This is a genomic window from Kitasatospora sp. CM 4170, from assembly GCF_032110285.1.
GTDB lineage: Bacteria > Actinomycetota > Actinomycetes > Streptomycetales > Streptomycetaceae > Kitasatospora > Kitasatospora aburaviensis.
The window spans coordinates 5,557,017-5,581,067 of sequence record NZ_CP134877.1; the positions used below are offsets into that span (position 1 = coordinate 5,557,017).

General features: G+C 72.1%; 15 protein-coding genes and 1 pseudogene. 15 read left to right on the forward strand and 1 reads right to left on the reverse strand.

Annotated elements, in window-relative coordinates:
* Nucleotides 1-2: 2 nt before the first annotated feature.
* From RMN57_RS23820 to RMN57_RS23850, 8 genes and pseudogenes are all read left to right on the forward strand, one after another.
* Nucleotides 3-1,385, forward strand: a complete 1,383-nt coding sequence (locus tag RMN57_RS23820; RefSeq protein WP_380234681.1) for a hypothetical protein — start codon at nucleotides 3-5, stop codon at nucleotides 1,383-1,385.
* Between the two features lie 154 nt (nucleotides 1,386-1,539).
* A complete protein-coding gene (locus RMN57_RS23825) occupies nucleotides 1,540-2,358 on the forward strand; it encodes a methyltransferase domain-containing protein (RefSeq protein WP_313765367.1) in 819 nt (272 codons plus the stop codon).
* Between the two features lie 177 nt (nucleotides 2,359-2,535).
* Complete coding sequence (locus tag RMN57_RS23830) at nucleotides 2,536-4,041, forward strand: DUF4190 domain-containing protein (protein ID WP_313765368.1); 1,506 nt, start codon at nucleotides 2,536-2,538, stop codon at nucleotides 4,039-4,041.
* A gap of 252 nt (nucleotides 4,042-4,293) precedes the next feature.
* Nucleotides 4,294-4,962 carry an NUDIX domain-containing protein gene (locus RMN57_RS37095; RefSeq protein ID WP_380234678.1) on the forward strand — a complete coding sequence of 223 codons (669 nt, stop codon included), beginning with the start codon at nucleotides 4,294-4,296 and terminating at the stop codon, nucleotides 4,960-4,962.
* A gap of 266 nt (nucleotides 4,963-5,228) precedes the next feature.
* Complete coding sequence (locus RMN57_RS23840) at nucleotides 5,229-8,021, forward strand: SpoIIE family protein phosphatase (RefSeq protein WP_313765369.1); 2,793 nt, start codon at nucleotides 5,229-5,231, stop codon at nucleotides 8,019-8,021.
* A gap of 164 nt (nucleotides 8,022-8,185) precedes the next feature.
* Nucleotides 8,186-8,569, forward strand: a pseudogene (locus tag RMN57_RS37100) (PAS domain-containing protein); the annotation flags it as partial.
* Nucleotides 8,570-8,683: 114 nt separating this feature from the next.
* On the forward strand, nucleotides 8,684-10,855 hold the full coding sequence (locus RMN57_RS23845; protein WP_380234724.1) for a SpoIIE family protein phosphatase: 2,172 nt from the start codon (nucleotides 8,684-8,686) through the stop codon (nucleotides 10,853-10,855).
* 125 nt (nucleotides 10,856-10,980) lie between these two features.
* Nucleotides 10,981-12,750: an ABC transporter family substrate-binding protein gene (locus RMN57_RS23850; RefSeq protein WP_313765370.1), complete on the forward strand. Its 1,770-nt coding sequence runs from the start codon at nucleotides 10,981-10,983 to the stop codon at nucleotides 12,748-12,750.
* Here the strand turns inward: RMN57_RS23850 and RMN57_RS23855 are convergent.
* Nucleotides 12,740-13,882 carry a hypothetical protein gene (locus RMN57_RS23855; protein ID WP_313765371.1) on the reverse strand — a complete coding sequence of 381 codons (1,143 nt, stop codon included), beginning with the start codon at nucleotides 13,880-13,882 and terminating at the stop codon, nucleotides 12,740-12,742. The genes RMN57_RS23850 and RMN57_RS23855 overlap by 11 nt on opposite strands.
* A gap of 256 nt (nucleotides 13,883-14,138) precedes the next feature.
* Between RMN57_RS23855 and typA the strand changes: the two genes are divergently transcribed.
* The 7 genes from typA to RMN57_RS23890 all read left to right on the forward strand — a co-directional run bounded on the left by typA (nucleotide 14,139) and on the right by RMN57_RS23890 (nucleotide 23,951).
* Nucleotides 14,139-16,043, forward strand: coding sequence for a translational GTPase TypA (typA, locus tag RMN57_RS23860; protein ID WP_313765372.1), 1,905 nt, complete (start codon nucleotides 14,139-14,141; stop codon nucleotides 16,041-16,043).
* Nucleotides 16,044-16,473: 430 nt separating this feature from the next.
* On the forward strand, nucleotides 16,474-18,108 hold the full coding sequence (locus RMN57_RS23865; RefSeq protein ID WP_313765373.1) for an ABC transporter substrate-binding protein: 1,635 nt from the start codon (nucleotides 16,474-16,476) through the stop codon (nucleotides 18,106-18,108).
* Between the two features lie 89 nt (nucleotides 18,109-18,197).
* A complete protein-coding gene (locus RMN57_RS23870; RefSeq protein ID WP_313765374.1) occupies nucleotides 18,198-19,142 on the forward strand; it encodes an ABC transporter permease in 945 nt (314 codons plus the stop codon).
* Complete coding sequence (locus RMN57_RS23875) at nucleotides 19,135-20,076, forward strand: ABC transporter permease (protein ID WP_313765375.1); 942 nt, start codon at nucleotides 19,135-19,137, stop codon at nucleotides 20,074-20,076. The genes RMN57_RS23870 and RMN57_RS23875 overlap by 8 nt, the downstream gene beginning before the upstream one ends.
* Before the next feature lie 19 nt (nucleotides 20,077-20,095).
* Nucleotides 20,096-21,145, forward strand: a complete 1,050-nt coding sequence (locus RMN57_RS23880) for an ABC transporter ATP-binding protein (RefSeq protein WP_313765376.1) — start codon at nucleotides 20,096-20,098, stop codon at nucleotides 21,143-21,145.
* A complete protein-coding gene (locus RMN57_RS23885; RefSeq protein ID WP_313765377.1) occupies nucleotides 21,138-22,157 on the forward strand; it encodes a dipeptide ABC transporter ATP-binding protein in 1,020 nt (339 codons plus the stop codon). The genes RMN57_RS23880 and RMN57_RS23885 overlap by 8 nt, the downstream gene beginning before the upstream one ends.
* Before the next feature lie 174 nt (nucleotides 22,158-22,331).
* The gene (locus RMN57_RS23890; protein WP_313765378.1) at nucleotides 22,332-23,951 is read left to right on the forward strand and encodes an ABC transporter substrate-binding protein; all 1,620 of its coding nucleotides are present in this window, start codon (nucleotides 22,332-22,334) and stop codon (nucleotides 23,949-23,951) included.
* Nucleotides 23,952-24,051 lie beyond the last annotated feature (100 nt).

The window sequence follows — 24,051 nt, forward strand, 5'->3', positions numbered from 1 at the left end:
CCGTGTCCCGTCTCTCCCGCGGCCTGCTGCCGCTGGCCGTCGCCGTCGCCGCCCTGCCGGTGCTCGCGCTGCCCGCCGGATCCGCCGCCGCCGTGACGTACGGCACCCCCACGATCACGCTCTCGGCCGGCTACCTCTCCGGCGCGGTCGGCGCCACCGGCGACCCGACGGTCACCGTCACCGTCGCCCAGAGCGGCGCCTCGGCCTCGGCGCTCACCGTCGCCGCCTCCGCCACCACCCGCAGCTCGGTCGCCCGGACCGGCGACGTGACCGTCACCGGCACCACCGGGACCCGCTCCCTCGCGGTGGCCGCCCAGGGCGTCGGCTACACCGACCTCACCGTCAAGGTCACCGGTCTCGGCGGCAGGACCGCGACGAAGACGCTGCACTACGCGGCCTCGGCCGCCGTGCAGCACTCGGCCGACAGCCGCTACCTGACCGGCTCCAGCGACGCCTCGGCGGCGGTGGACGCGGGCGGCGGCTACATCGTGGTGGCCGACGACGAGTCCAACGTGCTGCGGCTCTACGACCGCAACGCCTCCGGCGCGCCGGTGCGCACCTGGGACTTCGGCTCGGCGCTCGGCGTCTCCAAGGAGATCGACATCGAGGGCGCCACCAGGGTCGGCAACACGATCTACTGGACCGGCTCGCTGGGCAACAACAAGGACGGCGTCATCAAGACGGATCGGCACACCGTCTTCGCCACCACCGTCACCGGCTCGGGCGCGAGCACCCAGCTGGCGCTCGCGGGCAAGTACACCGGCCTGCGCGCCGACCTGATCGCCTGGGACAAGGCCAACGGCAACCGCTACGGCTTCGCGGCGGGCGCGGCGGACGGCCAGATGCCCAAGCAGGTCGACGGCTTCAACGTCGAGGGCCTGGAGTTCGCGCCGGGCAGCACCACCACCGCCTACGTGGGCTTCCGCGCGCCGCTGACCCCGGCGGTCACCGGCGGCCGGGCACTGATCGTGCCGGTCACCAACTTCTCGTCGCTGCCGGGCGGTTCGACGCACGCCACGTTCGGCGCCGCGATCGAGCTCGACCTCGGCGGGCTCTCCGTCCGGGACATCCGGCGCAACGCGCTCGGCCAGTACGTCATCGTGGCCGGCTCGTGGGCGGCGGACGACAACTCCGACCCGTACGCGCTCTACCGCTGGGACGGTCAGCCCGGTTCGCAGCCGGTCAAGCTGCTGGACCTGCCGACCTCCGACGCGGGCGGCTGGGAGGCGGTGCCGGACGTGCCGGACCTCACCGTCCCGGGCGCCCGGGTGCAGCTGATCACCGACGACGGCTCGGCCGACCTCTACGGTGACGGTGTCGAGGCCAAGGACCTCACGCACCCGGAGTGGAAGAAGTCGCGGAGCACCTGGTTCACCGTCAACTGACGTGCGGCGTAGACCGCGAGCCCCCGCCCGTTCCCGGGCGGGGGCTTTCGCGTGCCGCATTCCGATCGCCATATGAGACGAATCTTCTCGTCATGCGGGATGGGGAGTAGCGTCGGAGGCGTCGGAGATCGACCGCACCCGAGGGGGACCCACCATGACCGGACAGCAGCGCGACGCCGTCTACACCCACGGCCACCAGGAGCCGGTGCTGCGCTCGCACAGCTCGCGCACCGTCGACGACTCGGCGGCCTACCTGAAGCCCGAACTGCGGCCCGGGCAGGCCGTGCTGGACGTCGGCTGCGGTCCCGGCACGATTACCGCGGACCTGGCCGGGCTGGTCGGCCCCACCGGGCGGGTGGTGGCCGTGGACACCTCGGCCGAGGTGCTGGAGGCGGCGGCCCGGTTCGCCGCCGGGCGCGGGCTGACCAACGTGGTCTTCGAGGTCGCGGACGTCCACGCGCTGCCCTACGCCGACGGCGAGTTCGACGTGGTGCACGCCCACCAGGTGCTGCAGCACGTGGCCGACCCGGTGGCCGCCCTGCGCGAGATGCGCCGGGTGACGGCGGCGGGCGGCGTGGTCGCGGCCCGGGACGTCGACTACGCGAGCATGACCTGGTACCCGGAGGCGCCGGCGGTGGAGCGCTGGCTGGAGCTGTACCGGGACGTCGCGCGGGCCAACGGCGGCGAGCCGGACGCCGGCCGGCGGCTGCTGTCCTGGGCCCGCGCGGCGGGCTTCACCGAGGTGACCGCCTCGTCCAGCAGCTGGACCTTCGCGACGCCGGAGCAGCGCGCGTGGTGGGGCGGGATGTGGGCCGACCGGATCGTGGGCACCGGCATCGCCAGGACGGCGGTGGCCGAGGGCTTCGCGGACCGCGCGGAGCTGGAGCGGATCGCGGCCGGCTGGCGCGCCTGGGCCGCGGACGGGGACGGCTGGTTCGCGATGCTGCACGGGGAGGTGCTGGCGCGCGGTTAGCCGTTCCGGGGGCGGCGTGGTGGGCCGGGGAAACGCACGGAGGGCCCTTCGCAAGATCGGGTAGAGTCGCGCGTCCGTTCCCATGATCGCCCGCCGCCCGGCGGTCGGTCGGTCCACGGAGCGTTCGATTCGAACTGCCGAGCTGATGCCCGCGAGCGGCGGGCCGGGGAGTCCAACGTGTCCAAGCCCGAGCCCGATGCGTCCGCGCCCGCGCCGGCGGCCGCGCCGGTACCCGTGCCCGACGGGGTCGGGCCGGATGCGGCGGTGACGGCGGCGGCCGGGCCGGATTCGGACCCGGACCCGGACTCGGACGTGGGCACGGCCCCGGCCCCGGCCGCCTCGGCGGCGCCCGTCGACCGGGTGGAGCTGACCAAGCCGGCTCCGGCGGCCGCGGAGGAGCCGGTCACACCCGTCGGCCCCGCACCCGTCGGCCCCGCACCCGTCGGCCCCGCGCCCGCCGGGCCCGACGACCCCTGGGCGGCTCCCGCGCCGGGCGCCACCCCGTCCACCCCGCCGCCCGGCGGGCCGGTCCCTCCGCCCGCCGCCACCGGCTGGGCCGCCGTCCCGCCCGGCGCGCTGTCCGGCTACCGCCCCGGCTACGCCTATCCGCAGGAGCCCGGCGCCACCAACGGCTTCGCCGTCGCCGCGCTGATCACCGGCCTGCTCTGTCTGTGGCCGCTCCCGCTCGTCTTCGGCATCGTCGCCCTGATCCAGCTCCACCGGCGCAACGAGCGCGGCCGCGGCATGGCCGTGACCGGCGTGGTCCTCGGCGCACTCGGCACGCTGGGCCTCCTGGTGGGGCTCTTCGGCGTGGTCGTCGCCGGCGTCGACGCCACCGAGGACGCCGACCGCCCCGCCCGTGTCCCCAAGGCCCCGCCGGGGGCGGTGGTCTGGTCCTCGCTCAAGGCCGGCGACTGCTACAACCTGCCCGGCGACCACTCCGGCACCGGCACCGGGGCCGGCACCGCGGACCAGTCGGTCTTCTGGGTGAGCCGGGTGCCCTGCACGCTCCCGCACCAGGGCGAGGTGGCCGGCACCGCCCGCATCCCCGACAGCGACGGCCCGGGCTACCCGGGCGAGACCAGGGTCCGCGAGCGCGCCGCCGCGCTCTGCGGCCCGGTGCTCGACGAGTACGCCCTCGACTACTGGGCCGTGCCGGACGGCATGGACGAGGTCTACCTCTACCCGAGCCGGGGCAACTGGAAGTCCGGCGAGCGCGACGTCACCTGCGCCTACGAGGACCGCGACGGCCTGCACCGGGGGAGCGTCCGCACCGACCGGGCCGCCCTGAACCCGGCCCAGCTCGCCTATCTGGAGGCCGCCCGGGCCTTCAACAGCGCCTACTGGGAGGAGCCGGACGCCGAGATCGCCGAGGCGCGCTCCGAGTACTCGGCGTGGGCCCGGAAGATGGCCGAGGCCTCCCGCAAGGAGGCCGAGGACCTCTCCAGGACGTCGACGAACTGGCCGGAGGGCGCCCGGCCGAAGGTCGCCGAGCTGGCGGCCGCCCAGCGGGAGGCGGCGACCGCCTGGGACACCGCCGCGAAGACCACCGACGGGACGGCGCTCGAACGCGAGGTGCGGCGGGCGAAGTCGCTGGTGGCGAAGTCGACCGGGCTGACCACCGAAATCCGGCGCGAGCTCGGGCTCTCGACCGGCGAGCAGGTCGGCGACATCCAGGTCTGACGGGTCCGGCGGACCCGGGGCACAGGGGGCGCAGGGGGCCGGTGGGCCCGACCGGTGCCGGCCGGCCCGGCCGTACCGACCCGGCCTTCGGCGCACCGGTTACCCGGCATTAACAGGGACCGTACGCGCCGGTAGCGCGGTGCGCGTAGCGTCCGGTGGACGCGGCCCCGGCCCGAGCCCCCACGCGGGCCGGGGCCCGGGCCGTCACGCCGGGGTCCGGGCGGTGGTCCGGCACGTCCTAAGCTCACCGCCATGGACACCTTTCGGGTGATGCGGCAGGACGACAACGGCAACCGCTTCCCGGTCGCCGACGGCCTGGCCCGGGACGAGGCGGAGCGGCTGGCGGCCGAGTTCGAGGCGCGCGGCCACAAGCAGCTGTACTGGGTGGAGCCCACGGCCCGGCCGATGGAGGCCACCGGGTCGGTCGGCGGCATCGGCGCCGCCGCAGATGGGCAGGACGCCACCGCTCTCGGCGACCCCGCGGACCCCGGCGCCACCGGCGCGAGCGGCACGGCGAACCGGATCGTGGTCGGCGGCGCGCTGATCCACGGCGGCCGGGTGCTGGCCGCCCGCCGCAGCGCGCCGGCCGAGGTGGCCGGGCGCTGGGAGTTCCCCGGCGGCAAGGCGGAGCCCGGTGAGACCGAGCCGCAGGCGCTCGAACGCGAGCTGCTGGAGGAGCTGGGCGTCCGGGCGAGGGCACTGCAGCGGCTGCCGGGGGCCTGGCTGGTCCGGCCGGGTCTGGAGTTGCGGCTCTGGGTGGCCGAGCTGCTCTCCGGCGAGCCCCGGCCGCTGGAGGACCACGACGAGCTGCGCTGGCTCGGCCCGGGCGAACTGGCCGACGTCGACTGGATCGACCACGACCGGGCCGTCCTCCCCGACCTCGCCCGGCTGCTCGACCCGGCGCGGCAGTCGCCGGCCTGAGCGACCGTCCGCCCGAGCGACCGTCCGCCCGAGACCACCCGCCCGAGACCACCCGCCCGGGCGGCCGTCCGCCCCGGGCATCCGACCAGCGGAGCAGCTGGGCCCGCCGCGCGCAATACGCCAGGTAGGTCAATCGGACAAGAAGCCCCAGAAGCCGGGATAGCCTGGGTTCTGCTGGGTATGTCACTTTTCGGCACTATTCGTCACCATCGGTGAGCCGTTCCAGCCGGCGACGCCGATCCCGACCAGAGCCGGAGGCCCCGTCGGTGTCGAGTACCGGTAGCGGCGGCGGGGGAGCGCGACGCGCGGGCGCCCGGGGGAGCGCGGCCGCCCGCGCGCGGCTGCGCCGCGGTATGCGCCCGGCGCCGCCCCAGCCGCCGGCCGGCCGCCGCCGTCGGAACACCACCGCTCCGGCCGGCACCCCGGCGGCCGCCGACCCCGCTGCCGCGGCCCCCGCCGAGCCTCCGGCCCGGCCCGCGCCCTCCCTGGTGGTGGCCGACCCGACCCCGCCCACCGCCGTCCGCACCCGGCCCGGCCGGCCGTTCCCCGGAGCCGCCGCCGCCGAGCCGGGCGGCTCCGGCGCGCACGCCGAGGGCAACCTGCTCGACGTGGTCAAGGTGGCCATCGCGATCCTGGACACCGCCGGCCGGGTGGTCCTCTGGAGCCCGGCCGCCGAGGAGCTGCTCGGCTGGCCGAGCGAGCTGCTGGTCGGCCGCCGGATCGACGAGCTGATCCCGGACGAGGACCAGGTGGCCCGGATCCGGATCGCGATCCAGGCCACCCTGCGGCACGGCCGCTGGGCCGGCCCGGCCGAGCTGCGCGACCGGGAGGGCGTCCCGGTGGCCGTCGACGCCCGGATCGCGCTCCTGGTGGACGGCGACGGTACCCCGTTCCTGCAGGCCAACCTGGCCGAGGCGGCCGCCGTCCGGGCGGTCGAGCGCGACCTCGCGGTCCGCGACGCGCTGTTCGAGCAGTCCCCGCTCGGGATCGCGATCCTGGACACCGACCTGCGCTACACCGCCGTGAACCGCACCCTGGCCGCGATGAACGGCATGGCCACCGAGGACCACGTCGGCCGCACCACCGGTGAGACCCTGCCCGAGCGGGCCGCCGACGAGATCACCGCCATCCAGCGCCAGGTCCTGGCCACCGGCGAGCCCGTCATCGACGTCACCCTCGCCTCGCCGGTCACCGCGCGCTCCGGCTACCGCTCGATCTCCTACAGCCGGATGACCGACCGGGCCGGCCGGGTCCTCGGCATCTCCGGCACCGTGATGGACGTGACCGAGCGTTACCGGGCGGTGGCCAAGGTCGAGCACGCCCGGCGCCGGCTCTCCCTGCTGAACGAGTTCGGCTCCCGGGTCGGCGACCTGCTGGACGCCTCGCGGATCGCCCAGGAGCTGGCCGGCGCCGTCGTCCCCCGGCTCACCGACCACTCCGCGGTCATCCTGCTGCAGGCCGTCGCGCACGGTGACGACCTGCCCCGGCACGGCCACGACCGCCGCACCTCGCTGCTCCAGCTCGGCACCGCCTCCGTCCAGGACGGCCCCGAGGTCGAGGTGATGCTGCGCCGCGGAGCCCGGATCACCTTCGCCGAGGACTCCGCCTGCGGCCGGGTGCTGCGCACCGGCGTCCCCGAGCTGCTCTCCGGCGCCGACCAGCTCAGCGACGTCACCTACCCCGGCGACCCGAAGATGCAGGCCGCCCACGACCTGGGCGTGCACTCGATGCTGGTGGTGCCGCTGCGCGCCCGGGGCATCGTGATCGGCCTGCTGCTGGTCAGCCGGGCCGGCTACCGCGAGGGCTTCGACCGCGACGACCTCGCCTTCACCGTCGAACTGGCCGACCGGGCCGGCAGCTCGCTCGACAACGCCCGGCTCTACGCCCGCGAGCGCACCGCCGCGCTCACCCTGCAGCGCACCCTGCTGCCGCAGCAGGTCCCGCAGCCCACCGGCGTCGAGGTCGCCTACCGGTACGTGCCCGGGAGCAGCGGCACCGAGGTCGGCGGCGACTGGTTCGACGTCATCCCGCTGCCCGGGGACCGCACCGCCCTGGTGGTCGGCGACGTGATGGGACACGGCCTGCGTGCCGCCGCCACCATGGGCCGGCTGCGCACCGCCGTCCGCGTGCTGGCCGCCCTCGACCTGCCGCCGGACGTGCTGCTGCGGCACGTCCACGAGCTCGCCGACGACCTCGCCCAGGGGCCGGACGAGGCGCTGCTGGCCACCTGCGTCTACGCGGTGTTCGACCCGGCCACCGCCCGCCTGACGGTCGCCAAGGCCGGCCACATCCCGCCGGTGCTGGTCGTCCCGGCCGACGAGACCGAGGAGCCCACCCGGACCGGCGGCCCGCTGCCCGGCGGCACCGGCCGGATCCTCGACCTGCCCTCCGGCGCCCCGCTGGGCGTCGGCGGCGTCCCGTTCGAGGCGGTCGAGCTGAAGATCCCCGAGGGCAGCCTGCTCGCGCTCTGCACCGACGGCCTGGTGGAGTCCCGGGACAAGGACCTCGACGTCGGCCTGGGCCGGCTGATCACCGTCCTCCAGCAGCCCTACGCGTCGATCCAGGCGGCCTGCGAGGCGGTGCTGGGCACCATGGAGCAGGGCCGCGAGCCGGACGACGTGGCGCTGCTGCTGGCGCGGCTGGGCCACGGCCAGGCCGGGACCCCGACGGCCGGCTGGACGCTGCCCGCCGAGCCGACCGCCGTCTCCCGGGCCCGCCGGCTGGTCCGGGCCACGCTCGCCGAGTGGGGCGTCGAGGAGCTGACCGACACCGCCGAGCTGCTGGTCAGCGAGCTGGTCACCAATTCCGTCCGCTATGCCAGCGCACCCATCGGAGTACGGTTGACGCTGGGCGAGACGCTGCTCGTGGAGATCTCCGACCCGCTGCCCGACCCGCCCCGCGAGCGCCACGCGGCGGAGGCCGACGAGGGCGGCCGGGGCCTGGAGCTCGTGCGCCGGCTCGCGCTCCGGTGGGGCGCGCGGGCGGAGGGCATGGGCAAGGTCGTCTGGTTCGAGCAGGCGCTGCCGGGTAATGAGCCCGACGAGTCGGGAGCCGAGTAGGACGCGAGTAGAACGGGGCTGCATATGCCATCGGTCGGCCGGGGGGAGCGCGCACTCCGGCAGGGGGCGCGAGCGTGGCATTGTGGTTGCGCGGGCGGTAGGACAAAAACCTTCGCCCGATCTGATGTTGTGATGTTGAGGGCGTGTGAACGTACCCCTCGATGATGAATACTCGGTCTTCTCGGCATCCGGACGGTCGCGGGTTTGGAGGGGTCGGTCCGTTGAACAGCACCCCGGCGCGTAACGCGCCGAGCAGCAGCGGTCATGCCGCTGTGCCCGGGCAGGCCGGCTCGCCGCACCTGCCCGCCCACGCGGCCGCGACGGCCGCCGCGCACCGCCACGGCGGCGCCGCCCGCAGCGCGGTCGGCACCGACCAGTGGGGCGCCGGGGACCCGGGCTCGATCTACGAGTACATCCGGGTGGCGACCTTCGCGATCGGCCCCGACGGCCGGATCAGCCAGTGGAGCGAGCGCGCCGCCGAGTTCTTCGGCCTGCCCGCCGCCGAGGCGGTCGGCGCCGACCCGATCAGCACCTTCGTCCCGCGCGAGCTCTGGCAGCGCGGCCGCGCCCGGCTGGAGCGCACGCTGGCCGGCGAGGAGTGGGTCGGCACCGCGCCGTACCGCGACGCCACCGGCGGCGAGGGGCTCGCCGAGCTCTACCTGATGCCCGACAGCGCGCTGCCCACCGCCGGCGCCACCTGCCTCGCCGTCGACCTCGGCCGCCTGCGCCGGATCGAGACCGACCTCGCCGCCTCGGTGGCCGTCTTCGGCCAGACCCCGACCGGCTTCGTCCTCTTCGACGAGCGGCTGCGGCTGCAGCGCGTCAACGACGCCTTCGCCTCCGGGATGGGCCTGGCACCCACCGACCTCGAAGGCCTCACCGCCCACGACATCTTCCCGACCTCGGAGGCCGACCGGCTCACCGCCGCCCTCCGCAAGGTGCTCGCCACCGGCGAGCCCGTCTTCGACCTGCGCTTCCACTCCGCCGTCCCGACCCGGGACGGCAACCGGCTCTGGGCCGTCTCGCTCTACCGCCTCAACGGCTCGGCCGGCCAGCCGATGGGCGTCGCCGGGCAGGTCTCCGACGTCACCAGCCGGCACGTCGCCGAGCGCGAGGCCGACGGCGTCCGCCGCAACCTCGCCCTGCTGAACGAGGCGAGCGCCCACATCGGCTCCACCCTCGACCTGGAGACCACCGCCAAGGAGCTGCTGGACGTCGTCGTCCCGCCGTTCTGCGACCTCGCCACCGTCGACCTCTACACGGCACTGCTCTCCGGGGAGACCGTGCCCAGCGCCGGCCGGCTCGGCGACACCGTGCTCACCGACGGCAGCGGCGAACTGCGCCGGGTCGCCGTCTCCAGCGTGGTCGGCGGCGCCTCGTCGGTGCTCGGCTCGGTCACCGGCCTGCCGATCGCCGAGGCGGGCGGCACCCTCTGCTACCCGCGCCGCTCCCCGCACGCCCGGGCGCTGCGCACCGGCCGCAGCGTCGTGCCCGAGCCGGGGCCCGACCCGCTGCTGCGCTCCACGCTGATCGTCCCGCTGGTCGCCCGCGACCAGGTGCTCGGCCTGGTCCAGCTCTCCCGCGCGATCGGCAGCGAGCCCTTCGACGCCCGCGACGTCGCCATCGCCGAGGAGCTGGTCGCCCGGGCCGCGGTCTGCATCGACAACGCCCGGCTCTACCGCCGCGAGCACGAGCGCGCGCTGATCCTCCAGCGCAGCCTGCTGCCCCCGGGCAACCCGGCCGCCAGCGGCCTGGAGATCGCCTGCCGCTACCTGCCCAGCAACAACAACACCGAGGTCGGCGGCGACTGGTTCGACGTCATCCAGCTGCCCGGCAACCGCACCGCGCTGGTCATCGGCGACGTCATGGGCCGCGGCCTGCGGGCCGCCGTCGCGATGGGGCAGCTGCGCACCGCCGTCCGCACCCTGGCCATGCTCGACCTCGACCCGGCCGAGGTGCTCTCCGCCCTCGACGAGATCGCCCGCGGCCTCGGCGACGACACCGCGCCCGCGGTGACGCCCACCCCGTACGGGCGGCTCACGTCGAGCGCCGACGAGGAGGCCCGCGAGGTCTACCTGGCGACGTGCGTCTACGCGGTCTACGACGCTGTGACCCGGCGCTGCACCTTCGCCAACGCCGGCCACCTGCCGCCCGTCCTGCTCAGCCCCGGCGAGCCGGCCCGGATGCTCGACGTCCCGCCGGGCCTGCCGCTCGGCGTCGGCGGCGAACCGTTCGAGGAGGTCGAGCTGACCCTGCCGGACGGCGCCGTGCTCGGCCTCTACACCGACGGCCTGGTGGAGAGCCGCAAGCACCAGCTGGACGAGGGCCTGCGCGCCTTCCGCACCGCACTGTCCGCCGAGGGCAGGGGTCTGGAGGACCTCTGCGACCACGTCCTCGGCGAGCTCATCCCGCACCACGGCGAGGACGACATCGCCCTGCTGATGGCCAAGGTGCACGCCTTCCCCGAGGACGCCGTCGGCAACTGGTTCCTGCCGCCGGAGCCGACCTCGGTGGCCAAGGCCCGCGAGCTGGCCTGCAGCTGGCTGCTGGCGCGCGGCCTGGACGAGCTGGTCGACACCACCGAGCTGTTGGTCAGCGAGCTGGTCACCAACGCGCTCCGGCACGGCCGGGGTGAGATCCGGCTCCGGCTGCTGCGCGACCGGACCATGGTCTGCGAGGTCTGGGACGACGGCTACGCCCAGCCGCGCCAGCGCCGGGCCCAGGAGACCGACGAGGGCGGGCGCGGGCTCCAGCTGGTCAGCCTGCTGGCGGAACGCTGGGGCAGCCGGCGCACGCCCAAGGGCAAGATCGTCTGGTTCGAGCTCTCCCTGTAGCGGGGCCGGGCCGGAGCGCCCCGGCGGCGAGCGGGCGAGGCGCAGCTCCGCCGACCGGGTGCAGTCGCCGGGCGGCCGACGTGTCGGCGGGCCCGGCCGCAGCCGGGCGGCGTTCGATGGCCGCCATGCGCGTCCGCCAGCTCACCACCGCAGCCGCCGCGCTGCTGCTCGCCGCCGGCCCCCTGGCCGGCTGCTCCGGCGCCCCGGCCCCGGCCCGCACCCCGGCGCCCGTCCCCTCCTCCGCGGACCCGGTCGCGGTCACCGGCGACGTCCGCCCCTACGAGCGGGACGCCGTCCGGGACGGCGGCACGCTGCGCTGGGCGCTGGACGCCGTCCCGGCCACGCTGAACGTCTACCAGGGCGCCGCGACCGCCGACTCGGCGCTGCTCGCGCACGCCCTCTACCCCGCACTGTTCCGGCCGGACGAGCACGGCCGGCTCGTCGCCGACCCGGACTACCTGGAGTCCGCCGAGTCCACCCCGCCCGGGCAGCTGCCGCAGGTGGTCACCTACCGGCTCAACCCGCACGCCGTCTGGAGCGACGGCACCCCGCTCTCGGCGGCCGACTTCGCCGCCCAACGGGCCGCGCTCTCCGGCCTCGACCCCGCCTACGGGGCCGCCCGCCCGGCCGGGTACGGCGCGGTCGACTCGATCACCCCGGGCGCCGGCCCGCACGAGGTGCGGGTCGCCTTCCGGCAGCCGTACGCCGAGTGGCGCTCGCTGTTCGGCCCGCTCTACCCCGCCGCCGAGACCGCGACCCCGGCCGCGTTCAACCGCCCGCTGGCCGGCGGTCCGCACCTGACGGCGGGGCCGTTCCGGCTCACCGGGTACGACCCGGCGGGCGGCCTGGCCACCGCGGAGCGCAATCCGCTCTGGTGGGCGGAGCGGCCCAAGGCCGACCGGATCGACTTCCTGGCCGTCCCGGCCGGGCAGCGGCTGGACGCGCTCGACCAGGACCGGCTCGACATCGCGCCGGTGACGGCGGCGGTCGACCGGGCCCCGGCCGCCCCCGGCACCTCGGCCGACCGGGCCCGGGCCGCCGACGAGGCGCTGCGGCGCGTCGAATCGCTCCCCGGCGTCACCGTGCACCGGGCGTCCGCGCCCTCGCTCACCCAGCTCACCCTCAACGCCGCCCGCGAACCGCTCACCGACCCGTCCGTACGGCTCGCCCTCACCCGGGCCGTCGACCGGCGGCGGATCGCCGAGGCCGCGCTCGCCCCGCTCGGCCTCGCCGGCGCGCCACTCGGCAGCCACCTGCTCGCCGGCGACCAGGACGGCTACCGGGACAACGCCGACGCCATCGACCGCGCCGACCCGGGCCGGCTGCTGGACGCGGCCGGCTGGAAGCGGCCCGCCCACGGCGGCACCCGGACCAGGGACGGCCGGGAGCTCGCCCTGTCGCTGCTGCTCCCGGCCGACTCCGCGATCGCCCGGCGCACCGCCGACGCCCTGACCGCCGACCTCGCCGGGGCCGGGATCGCCGTCCGGGCCACGGCCGTCCCGGCCGACACCTTCGTCCCCGGGCACCTGGCCGCCGGCGACTACGACCTCGCCCTGTTCTCCTGGCCCGCCGGACCGTCCCCGGCGGTCGACCAGCGCCCGGTCTACGCCAAGCCCAGGCCGGGCGCGGACGGCTCGCCGGAGGCCGGCAGCAACTACGGCCGCGCGGGGACGGAGGAGATCGACCGCCTCTTCGACCGGGCGGCGGCCGAACTCGACCCCGCCGCCCACCTCGCCCTGCTCCAGGAGGCGGACACCCGGATCTGGCAGCTCGGCCACTCGGTGCCGCTCTACCAGCGCCCCGACCTGGTCGCCGTCCGCGACGGCATCGCGGCCGCGGGCGCCTGGGGCTACGGCTGGCCCCGCTTCCAGGACATCGGCCGGCTCACCCCCTGACGGGGCGGGCTCCGACGGGCTGCTCCAGCATGCGTTCAACGTCGGAGATCCGGACCATCCCGGGGCACTGCTTCCTTGCCCGGGCGAGGGCCTTCCCGGCTTCGTCCGGACGCCTGGTGGCGATGAGGGCGGCGGCGAGCGAGCAGCAGGCCTGGGCCCGCCACATGCGGGAGCCGGCCATGGTGGAGAGGCGCCGGGCCACGCGGACGGCGGTCTCCGGATCGTTCTGGAAGCGGGCGACGTCGGCTGTCGGGAGGAAGTCCCGGTAGAGCTTCCGGTCGTCTATGCCCAGCCGGACGAGGAACGGATCCAGCAGCGCCCCTGCGCGCTCGGGGGAGAACTCCCCGCTGTCGGCACGGCCGATGAACGCCATACCGATGAGCAAGTGCGCCGTGTGGAACGCATATCCGCGGTCCGCCACGTCGGCGGCGATCTGCTCGGCCTCCTCGTAGCGGCCCTCGACGAGCGCGAGCCCGGCCGGAGTGAGATGGGCCAGCGGGTACTCGCCTGGTTCGAGGCCCTCCAGAAGCGCGCGGGCCTCGGCGATCCGACCGGTGCTCAGCAGCCGGTCGGCCTGCACGGCCTCGGGCTTCCAGAGGTGCTGCCCCAGCCAGTCCGCGCGAAAAGGCATGACGAGCAGGGCCCAGCCGGACACGAGGGGCGAGGTGTCCGGTCTCGGCAGGCGGAGGACGACGGTGAGCAGCAGGCCGATGCCCACGCCCCGGCCCAGTCCGTCTGCGGACAGCGCCAGCCAGCCGCCCAGCCCCGCGTGGACGCCGAAGTAGCAGGCCGAGGAGAGCCAGAGCCGCAGGCGAAGGGCCGGGCCCGGGACCAGCGCGAAGTAGAGGTACAGCGAGTTCGGCCACAGGCCGATCTCGACCGGGACCCCGGCGATCCGTCCGTCCCAGAGCAGCCGCCCCCGGCCGTAGCGGACGATGAGGAACCGGACCCCGGCAAGCCGGCCGGTGAGCAGGAGCCAGGTGTCCGCGAGGCGCTCCCTGCCCAGCAGCGCGCCGAGGAGGAAGCCGAGGGTTGCCCAGGGCGCGTGCAGCCGGTCGACGAGGACGAGGACCAGGAGCACGCCGGTACAGAGAGAGGCAGCGGTGAGGCGCCGATAGAGGAGTTGGATCACAGCCGGACAGGGTGGCGGAAGGAGGCCTGCGGGTGAAAGGTGTGTGATCCACCTGTGATCTTGGTCCCGCCCGAGGCCGCCGTTTCGGCCCACCTGGGTGGTTCCCCGTACGATAGGAGGAAGCCGTGGCATGTCCTGCCCGGCGGGTGGACCGGTAGTAGCAGGCGGAACGGGCGGCGGCGATCAACAGGGATCGCCGGTCGGCGTCTCGCGGGCCGGGCGCCGAAACCCACGATTCCGGGAGAATCCGCTAGGCATGCCCACGCGCAACGACATCCGTAACGTCGCCATCGTCGCCCACGTCGACCACGGCAAGACCACCCTGGTCGACGCCATGCTGAAGCAGGCCGGCGCCTTCGCCGCCCACCAGCAGCTCGACGACCGCATGATGGACTCGAACGACCTGGAGCGCGAGAAGGGCATCACCATTCTCGCGAAGAACACCGCGGTCAAGTACCACCCCAAGGACGGCGGCGCGCCGATCACCATCAACATCATCGACACCCCGGGCCACGCCGACTTCGGCGGCGAGGTCGAGCGCGGTCTGTCGATGGTGGACGCGGTCGTCCTGCTGGTCGACGCCTCCGAGGGCCCGCTGCCGCAGACCCGCTTCGTGCTCCGCAAGGCGCTCACCGCCCGTCTGCCCGTCATCCTCTGCATCAACAAGACGGACCGCCCGGACGCCCGGATCGACGAGGTCATCAACGAGACCTACGACCTCTTCCTGGACCTGGACGCGGACGAGGACCAGATCGAGTTCCCGATCGTCTACGCCTGCGCCCGTGACGGCGTCGCCTCGCTGACCAAGCCGGAGAACGGCACCGTCCCGGCCGACAGCACCAGCCTGGAGCCGTTCTTCTCCACCATCCTGGAGCACGTCCCGGCCCCGACGTTCGAGGAGGACGCGCCGCTCCAGGCCCACGTCACCAACCTCGACGCCGACAACTTCCTCGGCCGCATCGCGCTGCTCCGCGTCGAGCAGGGCGAGCTGCGCAAGGGCCAGACCGTGGCCTGGATCAAGCGTGACGGCACCATCTCCAACGTCCGCATCTCCGAGCTGCTGATGACCGAGGCGCTCACCCGCAAGCCGGCCGAGGTGGCGGGCCCCGGTGACATCTGCGCCGTCGCCGGCATCTCCGAGATCATGATCGGCGAGACCCTGGCCGACCCGGAGAACCCGATCGCGCTGCCGCTGATCACGGTGGACGAGCCGGCCATCTCGATGACCATCGGCACCAACACCTCGCCGCTGGTCGGCCGGGGCGGCAGCGGCAAGGGCGCGGACGCCAAGTCCGGCGCCAGGGTCGACCGCAAGGTCACCGCCCGCCAGGTGAAGGACCGCCTGGACCGCGAGCTGATCGGTAACGTCTCGCTGCGCGTCCTGGACACCGAGCGCCCGGACGCCTGGGAGGTGCAGGGCCGCGGTGAGCTGGCGCTGGCCATCCTCATCGAGACCATGCGCCGCGAGGGCTTCGAGCTGACCGTCGGCAAGCCGCAGGTGGTCACCAAGGAGGTCAACGGCAAGACCCACGAGCCCGTGGAGCGTCTGACCGTGGACGTCCCCGAGGAGCACATGGGCGCCGTCACCCAGCTGATGGGTGTCCGCAAGGGCCGGATGGACAACATGTCCAACCACGGCTCGGGCTGGGTCCGGATGGAGTTCGTCGTCCCGTCCCGCGGCCTGATCGGCTTCCGCACCGAGTTCCTCACCAGCACCCGCGGCACCGGCATCGCGCACTCGATCCACGAGGGCCACGAGCCGTGGTTCGGCACCCTGACCACGCGCAACAACGGTTCGCTGGTCGCCGACCGGGCCGGCGTCGTCACCGCCTTCGCGATGACCAACCTGCAGGAGCGCGGCGTGCTCTTCTGCGAGCCGGGCACCGAGGTGTACGAGGGCATGATCGTCGGCGAGAACTCGCGCTCCGACGACATGGACGTGAACATCACCAAGGAGAAGAAGCTCACCAACATGCGGTCCTCGAACGCCGACGTGGCCGAGTCGATCGTTCCCCCGCGCAAGCTCTCGCTGGAGCAGTCGCTGGAGTTCTGCCGCGAGGACGAGTGCATCGAGGTGACCCCGGAGACTGTTCGCATCCGTAAGGTCGTCCTCGACCAGAAGGACCGCGGCCGTACCGCCTCGCGCGCGAAGAAGGCGTGATCTCCCCCCTCAGAGGTCCTTTGGCCTGAAACGATCGCCCCCCTTTCCAATGGGAAGGGGGGCGATCTTTTTCAACTACTCCAAGTTGTCGACGCGCGTATAAACGGAATAGCGCTAACCGCGGCGGGGTGTCCGCTGAGCGAACACGGCAGTCCGTCATCCATGACGACTGTCCGTTTGGTACCTGTCTGGGTATGTCTTATATGTCCGATTTTCGAAACTTACCGACCGTTCATGTGACCTAATTGAGATCGCCAGTGTTCACTTTCGTGTCCGTGCGTGACGGATAGTGGGTGCAGTCAGGCTCGGGTCAAGGGTTAACGCGCAGGGGTGCGCGCCGAAACCACGAGCGCGGACGGCACAACGGAAGCGGCGTCAGCCGCCCGAGGTGCTCTCCTCGTTGAAAAGTCGATTTCAGGAGGCATCCCCCATGCGCGGTGCAACCCAGACCAAGTGGCTCGTCGCGGCGACCGCGATCGCCCTCGCGGCGACCGCTTGCAGCACCAGCTCGAAGAGCAACGACAAGGCTTCCTCCGGCGGCGGCACCATCGCCGTCCAGCTGGGTGAGCCGCAGCACGGTCTGGTTCCGCAGAACACCGCGGAGTCCGAGGGCACCGAGGTCGAGAACGCCCTCTTCGCCGGCCTGGTCGACTACGACTTCAAGACCAACGCCCCGAAGCTGCGCGTGGCCGAGTCGATCGAGACCACGGACAGCAAGGTCTGGACGATCAAGATCAAGGACGGCTACACCTTCCACAACGGCGAGAAGGTCACCGCCAAGTCCTTCGTGGACGCGTGGAACTGGGGCGCCAACCAGGACAACGCCGCCGAGGGCCTGCCGTTCTACGCGAAGATCGAGGGCTCCGAGGAGCTGGCCCCGGGCAAGGACAAGAAGCCCACCGCCAAGGAGCTCAAGGGCCTGAAGGTCGTCGACGACAAGACCTTCACCGTCACCCTCGCCGCGCCGTTCTCGCAGTTCAAGACCATGCTCGGGTACAACCCGTTCTACCCGCTGCCGCAGGCGTTCTTCGCCGACCCGAAGGCCTTCGGCGACAAGCCGATCGGCAACGGCCCGTTCGAGATGGACGGCTCCTGGGAGCACAACAAGCAGATCAAGGTCAAGCGCTACGAGAACTTCCCGGCCTCGGACGGCAAGGCGAAGCTCCAGGGCGTCACCTTCAAGATCTACGACAACCTGGACACCGCGTACAACGACCTGCGCGCCGACAACATCCAGGCCACCGACAAGCTCCCGATCTCGGCGATGGCGGGCGTCAAGGCCGAGTTCGGTGACCGCTACATCTACAAGCCGGAGTCCGGCGTCGGCTACATCGGCTTCCCGATCGCCACCAACCCGGCCGCCTACGGCAAGCCGGAGATCCGCAAGGCGATCTCGATGGCGATCGACCGCGAGGCGATCACCAAGACCATCTTCTCGGGCACCCGCGTCCCGGCCGACGACTTCGTCAACCCGCTGATCCCGGGCTACCGCAAGGGCGCCATGGGCGACGCGGCCAAGTACGACCCGGCCAAGGCCAAGGAGCTCTTCACCACGGCCGGCGGTGTTCCGAACAACACCATCGAGCTGGGCTACAACGCCGACGGTGGCCACAAGGAGTGGATCGAGGCCGTCGGTAACCAGCTGAAGAAGAACCTCGGCGTCGAGGTCACCTTCAAGCCGTTCGAGAAGTTCGGCAAGATCCTGGACGCGCTGGGCGACAAGCAGTACTCGGGCGCCTTCCGCATGGCCTGGTCGATGGACTACCCGTCGATCGAGGACTACCTGCGTCCGATCTTCTCCAAGATCGCCATCGACAACGGCTCCAACTACGGTGGCTACGTCAACGAGAAGTTCGAGACCCTGCTCGACCAGGCCGACCAGGCCAAGACCGACGACGAGGCCCTGAAGCTCTACCAGCAGGCTGACGACGTCCTGGTCCAGGACCTGCCGTACATCCCGGTGTACACCTACATGTCCTCCGCGGCGTACAGCAAGAAGATCAAGAACTTCGACACCGATGCCCAGGGTCGCATGAACCTGGCTCAGGTCGAGCTCGCCGGCTGATCTGGTAGTCAGACGAACGGGGGCGGGCGGACCGGACTACAGTCCGTGTCCTCCCGCCTCCCTTCCTTGTCCGAAAGTATGGAGGTCTGATGGGCCGCTATGTGATCCGCCGACTGATACAGGCGATCCCTGTCCTCATCGGTGCGACGTTGCTGATCTACGCCCTGGTCCACTACCTGCCGGGTGACCCGGTGCAGGCGCTGGCCGGCGAGAAGCGAGCCGACCCGATCGTGGCGGACATGATCCGCCAGAAGTACCACCTGAACGACCCGTTCATCGTTCAGTACTGGAACTACATCTCGGGCGTCTTCCAGGGTGACCTGGGTGAGAGCCTGACCGGTCGCTCGGTGAGCGAAATGATCGGCGACGCCTTCCCGTACACCGTGAACCTCGCCCTGGTGGCCTTCGTCATCGAGGCGATCATCGGTGTCGCGGCCGGTGTCATGGCGGCCCTGCGCAAGGGCAAGTTCCTGGACCAGCTGGTCCTCATCAGCACGCTGCTGGTGATCTCGATCCCGGTGTTCGTCACCGGCTTCATGCTCCAGCTGCTGCTCGGCGTCAAGCTGAAGAACGACTACGGTTTCGACTTCTTCTCGGTCTCGTTCAACGAGGACGACGGCATCCGTGCGTACCTGCTGCCGGCCTTCGTGCTGGCCTCGATGTCGCTGGCGTACGTCGCCCGCCTGACCCGCACCAGCCTGATGGAGACCATGCGCGCGGACTACGTCCGCACCGCGGTCGCCAAGGGTCTGAAGCGCCGTCGGGTGATCGGCCGTCACGCGCTGCGCAACGCGCTGATCCCGATCGTCACCTTCCTCGGCGCCGACCTCGGTGGCCTGATGGGTGGCGCGGTGATCACCGAGAGGATCTTCAACATGCACGGCATCGGCGGTCTGCTCGCCCAGTCCGTGTACCAGAAGCAGGGCACGGTCATCGTCGGCGTCGTCACGCTGCTCGTGATGATCTACCTGGTCACCACCCTGCTCGTGGACCTGCTGTACGCCGTGCTCGACCCGAGGATCCGCTATGAGTGACACCATCACCAAGGGCCCCGAGGCCCAGCCCGAGGACAACACCCCGAAGGCCGCTCCGGAGAAGAAGCAGAAGCCCGAGCGCGTCGCGAGCCTCTGGTCGGACGCGCTGTACGACCTGCGCCGCAACCCGATCTTCGTCATCGGTGCCGTGCTGGTCACCTTCCTGGTGGTCCTGTCGATCGTGCCGCAGTGGTTCACCGACGGCAGCCCGTTCGACGGCGGCGCCTGCGACCTGGCCAACTCGCTGAAGCGGCCGGACGCCGAGCACTGGTTCGGCTACGACGTCCAGGGCTGCGACATCTACACCCGTACGGTGTGGGGTGCCCGCAACTCGATCATCGTCGGCATCCTGACCACCGTGATGGTCACCGTGGTCGGCTCCCTGCTCGGCCTGCTGGCCGGCTGGAAGGGCGGGATCATCGACTCGATCCTGTCCCGCTTCACCGAGATCTTCTTCTCGATCCCGCTGCTCCTCGGCGGCATGCTGATCATGTCGATGTGGGGCGAGGGCAACGCCGTCTCCGTGTCGGTCGTCATGGCCGTTCTCGGCTGGCCGCAGATCTTCCGCATCATGCGTGCCTCCGTGCTGGCCAACAAGAACAACGACTACGTGATGGCGGCCCGTGCGCTCGGCGCCGGCAGCGGCCGGATCACCTTCCGGCACATCCTGCCGAACGCCATCGCGCCGGTCATCGTCGTGGCCGCGATCTCCCTGGGTGTCTACATCGGCGCCGAGGCCGCCCTGTCGTACCTCGGCATCGGTGTGCAGCCGCCGCAGATCTCCTGGGGCCTGATGATCAGCGACGCGTCGGTCCGCTTCCTGAACGCGCCGCACGTGCTGCTCTTCCCGTCGGCCGCGCTGAGCGTCACCGTGCTGGCCTTCATCATGCTCGGCGACGCGGTCCGCGACGCCCTCGACCCGAAGCTCCGCTGAGAGAAGAGGTGACGACCCGATGACCACCGTGATCGAGAAGAACCAGAAGAGCGGCCGCCTTGAGGTTGGCACCCCGCTGCTGGAGGTCCGCGACCTCCACGTGGAGTTCCACACCCGGGACGGCGTCGCGAAGGCCGTGAACGGCGTCAACTACTCCGTGGCCGCCGGTGAGACCCTTGCGGTGCTCGGCGAGTCCGGCTCCGGCAAGTCGGTGACCGCCCAGACCATCATGGGCATCCTCGACATGCCGCCCGGCAGGATCAGCCAGGGCCAGATCCTCTTCCGCGGCGAGGACATGCTCGCCATGAAGGAGGAGCAGCGCCGGCAGATCCGCGGCCAGAAGATCGCGATGATCTTCCAGGACGCGCTCTCCTCGCTGAACCCGGTGATGACCGTCGGCGCCCAGCTCGGCGAGATGTTCCGGGTGCACCGCGGCGCCTCCCGCAAGGAGGCGCGGGAGAAGGCCATCGAGCTGATGGAGCGGGTGCGCATCCCGGCCGCGCGGCAGCGCGTCGGCGACTACCCGCACCAGTTCTCCGGCGGTATGCGCCAGCGCATCATGATCGCGATGGCGCTCTCCATGGAGCCCGACCTGATCATCGCCGACGAGCCCACCACCGCCCTGGACGTCACCGTCCAGGCCCAGGTGATGGACCTGCTGGCGGAGCTGCAGGCCGAGTACAACATGGGCCTGATCCTGATCACCCACGACCTCGGCGTGGTCGCCGACGTCGCGGACAAGATCGCCGTCATGTACGCGGGCCGGATCGTCGAGACCGCCCCGGTGCACGAGCTGTACTCCAACCCCGCGCACCCGTACACCAAGGGCCTGCTCCGCTCCATCCCGCGCCTGGACCAGAAGGGCCAGGAGCTGTACGCGATCAAGGGCCTGCCCCCGAACCTGCTGAAGGTCCCGGCCGGCTGCGCGTTCAACCCCCGCTGTGACGTCGCCACCGACCTGTGCCGCTCGGAGATTCCGAAGCTGCACCAGGTGACCGACAAGGACGGCAAGGAGCTCACCGGCCGCCGCAGCGCGTGCCACCTCTGGAAGGAGACCCTCCATGGCTGAGCCCATCCTGGAGGTCAAGGACCTGGTCAAGCACTACCCGCTGACCCAGGGCATCCTCTTCAAGAAGCAGGTCGGCGCGGTCAAGGCGGTCGACGGCGTCTCGTTCGACCTGATGAAGGGCGAGACGCTCGGCATCGTGGGTGAGTCCGGCTGTGGCAAGTCCACGCTGGCCAAGGTCCTGATGAACCTGGAGCGGGCCACCTCCGGCCAGGTCCTGTTCAAGGGCGAGGACATCTCCAAGCTGTCCGGCGCGGCCCTCAAGGCCGTCCGCCGGAACATCCAGATGGTGTTCCAGGACCCGTACACCTCGCTGAACCCGCGCATGACGGTCGGCGACATCATCGGCGAGCCGTTCGAGATCCACCCCGAGGTGGCGCCGAAGGGCGACCGCCGCAAGGCGGTCCAGGACCTGCTGGACGTCGTCGGCCTGAACCCGGAGTACATCAACCGGTACCCGCACCAGTTCTCCGGCGGCCAGCGCCAGCGCATCGGCATCGCCCGCGGTCTCGCGCTGAAGCCCGAGATCATCATCTGCGACGAGCCGGTCTCCGCCCTGGACGTCTCCGTCCAGGCGCAGGTGATCAACCTGCTGGAGCAGCTGCAGAGCGAGTTCGAGCTCTCCTACATGTTCATCGCGCACGACCTCTCCATCGTCCGGCACATCTCCGACCGCGTCGGCGTGATGTACCTCGGCAAGATGGTCGAGATCGGCAGCGACGAGGAGATCTACGACAACGCCACCCACCCGTACACCCAGGCGCTGCTCTCCGCGGTGCCGGTGCCGGACCCGGGTGCGCGCGAGAGCCGCGACCGGATCATCCTGACCGGCGACATCCCCTCGCCGGCCAACCCGCCGTCCGGCTGCCGCTTCCGCACCCGCTGCTGGAAGGCGGAGGAGCGCTGCAGCACCGAGGTCCCGCTGCTCGCGGTGCCCGAGGTGCTGACCGGTGCGGCCAAGCACCAGTCGGCGTGCCACTTCGCCGAGGTCCGGGAGACGGCCGCCGCCGTCTGATCCCGAGACGTCACCCGGAAGGGCCCGCGGCTTTCGAGCCGTGGGCCCTTCCGGCGTTCCGTCAACCCGGGAGGGCAGGCACCTGCACCCGTCCGGGGGTACCCGGCTCGCGCCGCCGCACGGCCGCGCTTCTCATGGGGTGTGATGCGACACACACCTTGAGGAGGGACCTCCATGCCCGCAGCCACCCGCGCTCGATGGGTCCTCGCCGGTGCGACATCCGTGGCCCTGGTGGCCAGCGGGTGCAGCAGCGGCGGCGGCGGCAGCAGCTCGTCGGACAGCAACAAGACCTTCAGCTACCAGAGCAGTGAGCCGCAGAACCCGCTGCAGCCGGCCAACGCGAACGAGACCGGTGGCGGTCGCATCATCCAGAACCTCTTCAAGGGCCTGGTCGACTACGACCCGAGCAACGCCAAGCTGCGCATGCAGGTCGCGGAGAGCATCGACACCAGTGACTCGCAGACCTTCAACGTCACGCTGAAGTCCGGCTGGACCTTCCACGACGGCACCCCGGTCCAGAGCAGCAGCTTCGTGGACGCCTGGAACTGGGCCGCGACGACCAGCAACAACCAGATCAACAGCTCCTGGTTCTCGGACATCGAGGGCTACAAGGACGTCCACCCGGAGAGCGGCCAGCCGACCGCGACCAAGATGTCCGGGCTGACCGTCGTCGACGACACGCACTTCACCATCAAGCTGAGCGGCAAGGTCTCGTACTTCGAGTACAAGCTCGGCTACATCGCCTTCTCCCCGCTGCCGGCCGGCTTCTTCAACGACCCGGCCGGGTACGGGCAGAAGCCGGTGGGCAACGGCCCGTACCAGTTCGTCAGCTGGGACCACAACCAGCAGGTGGTCACCAAGACCTTCCCGAACTACCAGGGCGTGGACAAGCCGAAGAACGGCGGCGTCGTCTTCAAGATGTACAACACCGCCGAGGCCGCCTACGCGGACCTGCAGTCCAACAACCTGGACGTGATCGACCAGGTGCCGCCCTCCGCGCTGGCCACGTACAAGAGCGACCTGGGCGACCGCGCGATCGACTCCCCGCAGGGCGCCATCCAGAACCTCGGCTTCACGCTGTACCAGTCGGACTGGGCCCCGCCGGAGAAGGCCCTGGTCCGCCAGGGCATCTCGATGGCCATCGACCGCGACACCATCACCAAGACGGTGCTCCAGGGCTCGCGCGCGCCCGCCAGCGCCTGGGTCGCGGACGGCGTCGAGGGCTACAAGTCGGGCCAGTGCGGGGACTTCTGCACGTTCAACCCGGACAAGGCGAAGCAGCTGATCGCCCAGGGCGGCGGCGTCCCGAACAACAAGCTGACGATCACCTACAACGCCGACGGCGGCCACAAGGAGTGGGTCGACGCGGTCTGCAACTCGATCCGGCAGAGCACCGGCGTGGAGTGCGTCGGCGACCCGAAGCCCGACTTCAAGACCGCCCGCGCGGCGATCACCGGGCACCAGATCGACGGCATGTTCCGCACCGGCTGGGTGCAGGACTACCCGCTGAACGCCAACTTCCTCGCCGACGTCTACCGCACCGGCGCCGCGTCCAACGACTTCGGCTACAGCAACCCGCAGTTCGACCAGCTGTCCACCCAGGCGGACCAGGCGGACAGCATCCAGGGCTCGGTGACCGGCTACCAGCAGGCGGAGGCGGTGCTGGGCAGCGGCATGCCGGCCATCCCGCTCTGGTACTACCGCACCAACTCGGGCTACTCCACCAACGTCCAGAACGTCACCTTCGACTCCTTCGGGAACCCGGCCTGGACCCAGGTCGAGGTCAAGGGCTGACCTTTCCCTCCTCGCCCGCCATCGGGCAGGAGGGGCCCACTCCTCGCCCGCCCTCGGGCCGGCGGGTCCCAACCCGGCCCGCCCACGGGCAGGAGGGCCC